The sequence below is a fragment of the Marinobacter persicus genome, from assembly GCF_002934325.1.
Taxonomy (GTDB): Bacteria; Pseudomonadota; Gammaproteobacteria; order Pseudomonadales; family Oleiphilaceae; genus Marinobacter; species Marinobacter persicus_A.
Map to the genome: position 1 here is coordinate 88,385 of NZ_PTIV01000011.1, position 6,216 is coordinate 94,600.

General features: G+C 56.2%; 3 protein-coding genes and 1 rRNA gene. 3 read left to right on the plus strand and 1 reads right to left on the minus strand.

Features of this window, described 5'->3' with window-relative positions; all coding sequences use genetic code 11:
• The first annotated feature begins 23 nt into the window (after nt 1-23).
• The 3 genes from BY454_RS08095 to BY454_RS08105 are packed head-to-tail and all read left to right on the plus strand — an operon-like array spanning nt 24 to nt 5,856.
• Nucleotides 24-3,539 (plus strand): PAS domain-containing hybrid sensor histidine kinase/response regulator, encoded by a 3,516-nt coding sequence (locus BY454_RS08095; RefSeq protein WP_104417568.1) that lies wholly within the window; start codon nt 24-26, stop codon nt 3,537-3,539.
• Complete coding sequence (locus BY454_RS08100) at nt 3,536-5,179, plus strand: tetratricopeptide repeat-containing response regulator (RefSeq protein ID WP_104417569.1); 1,644 nt, start codon at nt 3,536-3,538, stop codon at nt 5,177-5,179. Before BY454_RS08095 ends, BY454_RS08100 begins: the two co-directional genes overlap by 4 nt.
• On the plus strand, nt 5,176-5,856 hold the full coding sequence (locus BY454_RS08105) for a sensor histidine kinase (RefSeq protein WP_104417570.1): 681 nt from the start codon (nt 5,176-5,178) through the stop codon (nt 5,854-5,856). The genes BY454_RS08100 and BY454_RS08105 overlap by 4 nt, the downstream gene beginning before the upstream one ends.
• A gap of 267 nt (nt 5,857-6,123) precedes the next feature.
• On the opposite strand, the gene rrf is transcribed toward BY454_RS08105, so the two are convergent.
• Nucleotides 6,124-6,216 (minus strand): 5S ribosomal RNA (gene rrf / locus BY454_RS08110); the annotation flags it as partial.

Sequence of the window (6,216 nt, forward strand, 5' to 3'; positions counted from 1 at the left end):
CCAACAGAGGGTAATCTGCCGGTATGATTAGTGTCTGGCTGCTTGTAGTAATATCCATCAGCTACATTTCAGTGTTGTTCTTTGTAGCCTGGGCAGGCGACCGACACCCCGGACTGTACCGACAAAGAACAACACGAGCCCACATCTACGCGCTGTCACTGGCCGTTTACTTCACTTCATGGACGTTTTACGGTGCCGTTGGGCGCGCAAGCCAGGAAGGCTTCGCGTTTCTGCCCATCTATCTGGGGCCATTGCTCGCATTTCTCTTCTTTGCTCCCCTGTTGCGTCGAATTATCTTCATCAGTAAACGCAACAGCAGTACCTCCATTGCCGACTTCATCGCTTCCCGGTACGGCAAGTCTCAGCTACTCGGGGCCATGGTGGCGATTTTCGCGTTGTTTGGCAGCGTTCCCTACATTGCCCTGCAGCTCAAAGCCATTGCCATGGGCTTTAACGTCCTGTCGACCTCAGAGGCAGGCCACCTGGAACTCAGTCCAGCTGCCTGGAATGACTCGGCCTGGTATATCACCCTGGCCCTGGCGGTATTCACCGTCCTGTTCGGCACCCGGCACCTGGAATCCACCGAGCATCATCGGGGCATGATCCAGGCGGTTGCCTTTGAGTCGCTGATCAAACTGGTGGCCTTCGTGGCCGTCGGCTTGTTTGTTGGCTACGGCCTGTTCAATGGCTTTGGCGACCTTCTCAATCGCGTCACCCAGGCGGACCTGCTGGGAACATTAACCTCCGACGGGGTTGAAGCACCGGCATTCATTACCCAGACCCTGATCGCCATGCTTGCCATCATCTGCCTGCCCCGGCAGTTCCACGTCATGGTGGTGGAAAACACCGATCATCGGGATTTCCAGGTCGCCCGCTGGGCCATGCCAATCTATCTGTTGATCGCCAGTGCCTTTGTGCTGCCCATCGCAGCTGCAGGGCTTCTCAGTCCAGGGTTGGCCGGCATTGATCCGGACATTATTATTCTTCAGCTTCCCATTATGGCCGGCCAGGAGTGGCTGGCCGTACTGGCCTTCCTTGGCGGCGGCTCGGCCGCTGCGGCCATGGTTATCGTGTGTTCGGTGGCCATCGCCACGATGATCAGCAACGAGATCGTCATGCCCGGGTTGCTGAAATTCTTTCGCCCGCGCATGAACCGCCGAACGGACTTGAGTTTCCTGCTCTTGACGATCCGCAGGGTCGCCATCTTTGTGGTGCTCCTCACGGCCTATGGGTTCTACCGCATGGCGGGTGCGGATTACAGCCTCACGGCTTTCGGCCTGCTCTCGTTTGCCGCAGCAGCACAATTCGGCCCGGCCCTGGTGGGTGGCATACTTTGGCGCGAAGGCAACCTCACCGGCGCCACCTGGGGGCTGGGTCTTGGCTTTCTGATGTGGTGTTACACGCTCCTGCTCCCCGCACTGGCCGCCACAGGCTGGATCCCCGGCGACATTATCGAGCAAGGCCTGTTTGGCTGGGAATGGACCCGCCCTACTGCCCTTTTCGGCTCCCAACTGGACCAGCTCAGCCACGGCATTCTCTGGAGCCTGGGCGTTAATACCATGGTGTACATTTGCCTCTCCCTGGTGACGCGCCAAAGCATCCGCGAAAAATTCCAGGTAGCGGCGTTTTTCCATGAACCACAGCCCAAAGGCGAAAGCCCCCAACAGCAAAGCTGGCAGGGCCAGATCCGCGTTTCCGATTTACAAGCACTTGCCGACCGTTTCATGGGCGAGGAACGTGCCAAGAGCGCCTTCCGACATTATGAAAGGCGCAATGCCACACGGCTGTATGCCCATCGACCTGCCTCCACCCACTTGATGAAATACGTGGAACGCCAGCTGGCCTCGGTCATTGGTGCGTCGACGGCCCGCGTCGTCCTTGAATCCACGCTGACTGGTCGCGACATGCAGATCGAGGATGTGGTCAGCATTGTCGACGAGGCATCCCAGGCCATGACCTTCAGCCGTGAGTTGCTGCAGTCGGCCATCGAAAACATCAGTCTCGGGGTGTCGGTGGTCAACCATCGGCAGCAACTGGTGGTCTGGAATCACCATTACCTTGAAATGTTCAATTATCCGGAAGGGTTTGTGCGGGTTGGACGCCCGGTCGAAGACCTGATGCGCTACAACCTTACCAGCGCCAACATGCCGGCACGCCGTATCGACCAGATCATCAAGAACCGGTGCGACAGCATGCGCAACGGCGAAGCAATGTCCTACGAACGTCAGCGCCCGGACGGCATGGTGGTGCGTATTGACGGCAACCCAATGCCCGGTGGCGGCTATGTAACGACGTATCAGGACGTCACCACCATGCGGCGCACGGAACAAGCGCTGAAAGAAACCAATACGTATCTGGAACAGCGGGTTCGGGAACGGACGCAGGAGCTGCAGGTCATCAACGAACAGATGCTCAAGGCCAAGTCCGTTGCCGAACAGGCCAACCAGAGCAAAACCCGGTTCCTCGCCTCGGCGAGCCATGACCTGCTACAGCCCTTGAACGCGGCCCGCCTGTTTACATCCGCACTGGCTGGCAAGGTTAATGAAGGCGAGACCCGGGAACTGGTTGACCATATCGACAGCTCCCTGGGCGCCGCCGAAGAAATCATCAGCACACTGCTTGATATTTCAAAGCTGGATGCCGGTGCACTGGAAGCTGACATCAGCACGTTCAATATCAACGATCTATTGCGTCACCTGGCGACTGAATTCTCCGCCATTGCCAAAGATCAAGGCCTTAAGCTACACGTTGTGCCAAGCTCTGCATGGGTTCGGTCAGACGCGAAGCTTCTCCGGCGCGTGATCCAGAACTTCCTGTCCAACGCCATTCGCTATACCGAAACCGGCAAGATTCTTCTAGGCTGCCGGCGACTGAATGGGTTCCTGCGAATCGAAGTTCTGGATACCGGCCCAGGCATGTCCGATGACCAACTTACCCATATTTTTGAGGAATTCCGCCGGTTCCAGCACGGGCGGGACCAGAAGGGGCTGGGTCTCGGGCTCGCAATCGTTGATCGCATCAGTGGCATGCTGAACCATCCCATCAGTGTTCATTCTATCCAGGGCAAGGGCAGCACTTTTGGTATCACCGTGCCACTGGCCGTTGGCGATCACCCAGCCATGATTAACAGCACACCCAGCAGCTCCCGCCGGGTATCCAGCCTCGGCGGCCTGCACGTGCTTTGCATCGACAATGACGCGGCTATACTGCAGGGCATGGTGGCCTTGCTGGGTAACTGGAAATGCAACGTCACCGCTGCACAAAGCCTTGAAGACGCCCTGAGCAAGCTTGAGGGGCGCCAGCCAGACATGATTCTGGCTGACTATCAGCTTGATGATGACCGAAACGGTCTCGATGCCATGGACGCCATCCGAGAAGCCTTGAACCCGGACATTCCGGGCATACTGATCACCGGTTACATGGCGCCGGAAGTCAGGGATGATGCCATGAATCGCGGCTATCAGGTCCTGTACAAACCGGTAAAACCAGCCGCCCTCAGAGCCCTTGTTAACAAACAACTGAAGCAGAAACGCCCATGAATCGATCTGAACAAAGCGAGCTGGCAAATCCCTTTGGCAAATTGAGCTTTCTCGTTGTCGATGATTTCGAGAACTTTCGCTTGTCCATGCGCCAGATGCTGCGTAGCTGTGGCGCCGAAGACATCCAGCTGGTGGCCCATGCCACTGCCGCTATTCAGCATTGCAGCTATAACCATGTTGACGTGGTGCTTTGCGATTACAATCTGGGCGAAGGCAAAAACGGGCAGCATATTCTCGAAGAATTACGCCATAAAAAGCTGCTCAAACGTTCCTCGCTTTTTCTGATGGTCACCGCCGAAACGTCCAAGGAAATGGTGATGGGTGCGCGCGAATACCAACCTGACGCCTACCTGACCAAACCCATCAACCGCGCGGTACTTGAGAAGCGACTGGGCAGCCTGATTCGTCAGCGCAATACCCTGTTACCCATCAACCGGGAAATCGACCGCGAAAACTATCCAAAAGCCATCACCCTTTGCCTTGAGATGCTGAACAAGCACCCAAGGTACAAAACCTGGCTCATGAAAACCCTGGGGGAACTCTATCTCGAAGTTGGCGACCTTGCCCATGCCCAGAAAACGTATGAGGACGTCCTGGCTCAGCGGGAACTGTCCTGGGCGCGCCTTGGCCGCTGCCGCGTACTGCTGGCAAACCGCCAGTTTGATGAGGCTATCAATGACCTGAGGGCCCTGATTGAAAAGCATCCTGACTACATGGAAGCCTACGACCTGCTCGCTGAAACGCTCGAGAAACAGGGTAAGACGCCTCAGGCCCAGCGAATCCTTGAGAAAGCCTCAGAGCACTCGCCCAATGCCCTGCTGCGCCAGAAACACCTGGCAGAGGTGGCCACCAGCAACCAGGACGTGGACACCGCCTCGGAGGCTTGGCGTCAGACGGTAAACCTCGGAACCTATTCGATCCACGATGCACCTGACCACTATCTCTCACTGGCACAAAGTCTATCGGACCTGAGCGAGGGCGATCTTGACGCCGAAGGCGCCGAGCGTGCCAATGAAGCGCTGAGTGTGTTGTCCAAAATGGAAAAGCGGTTCGCCGAGGATGAAATCCTTCCGCTCCGTAGCAAGATCATTCAAAGCCGTGTCCACGCAGGCCAAGGCCACAACCGGGAAGCGGAGAAGCTATTGAAGGAAGTCTCCACGGAAATGGAAAACCAACAGAACATGTCTGCGGACATGGGGCTGGACTATGCCAAGACATTATTCCGGCTCGGTCGTGACCAGGACGCCAAGAGCCTGCTGGGCAAACTGGCGGCACAGTTTGATAACGACAGCGACGTTTTACAGCAAATTGAGGGTCTTCTCGACGAGCCCGTTGGCTTCCGCCAAAAACTCAAAGCCAGGGAGTTTAACCGCGACGGTATCCGGGCGTTCGAGGAAGGCAACCTGGATGCTGCGATAAAGACGTTTGAGAAGGCGCTTGAGATCGTCCCTGACCATGCTTCTCTGAACCTCAACCTGATCCAGGTCCTATTAAAAAAGCACCAGCAGGAGCCTTCTAACCGCGCTCTTCTGGCCACCTGTCAAAAACGACTCAAACGGCTTGAGGGACTACCAGAACAACATCGCCAATATCGCCGATACATTGCTTTGAGCCAAAAACTGAAAGGACTGACCGCATGACAGACCAGAACATCGATTTTTCAATGGTACTGGCTTCCGCCGTGCATGACATGAAGAACTCCTTGGGGATGTTGATCAACAGCCTCGACGAGCTGCGGATGGATCATAAGGAAGCCCTGGCCCACTCCAATCAGTTCAACATGCTTCAATACGAAGCTGAGCGCATGCACAACGACCTGGTTCAGCTTCTTGGCATTTATCGGCTGGGCCAGGACAACCTGGTCGCCAACGTTGATGAGCATTTTGTGCCTGACTTTCTGTCCGAACAACTGGCGCGTCATGTCCCCCTCCTCGACGGCCTCGGTATCCAGTATTCGATTGAAGCCGATGACATCAACGGTTTTTTTGACGAACACCTTCTTACCGGCGTTCTGAACAACACCATTAACAATGCCATTCGCTATACCAAAAGCCAGCTCAGGTTAACGGCAAGGGACGAAGATGGCTATCTGGTGATTGGAGTAGAGGACGACGGTGCGGGCTACCCCGAAAGCATGCAGCATACAGGAACGCTTAATTTCAAGTCGCTGGACTTCAAAGGCGGAAGCACCAGCCTGGGGCTGTTCTTTGCCTCATCCATTGCCGCGATGCATAACGAAGGGGAGCGCATTGGCTCTATCAAGCTTCACAATGGTGGTGAGCTTGGGGGTGGGGTGTTTGAGATCTGGTTGCCTTAGGCAACCTCTTTTTTGTTTATCGCAGCTAATAAAAAACCCCCGTCGGCGAACCGGCGGGGGTTTTAGGTATTAAGAGCCTGACGATGACCTACTTTGCTCAGGCCTGTCGGCCTTCGGCCCTTCGGGCCCGCCGTCGCTGCGCTCCCGCGTCCTGCGGCGTGCAAGGCACGCCTTGTCACATGGGGGCCTTTGTAGTGCACAGCAGGGCCTCGATCCAAAATAAAAAAGCCCCGGACGCTTACGCGACCGGGGCTTTTGTATTTAGGAGCCTGACGATGACCTACTCTCACATGGGCGAACCACACTACCATCGGCGCAGGTCTGTTTCACTTCTGAGTTCGGGATGGGATCAGGTGGTTC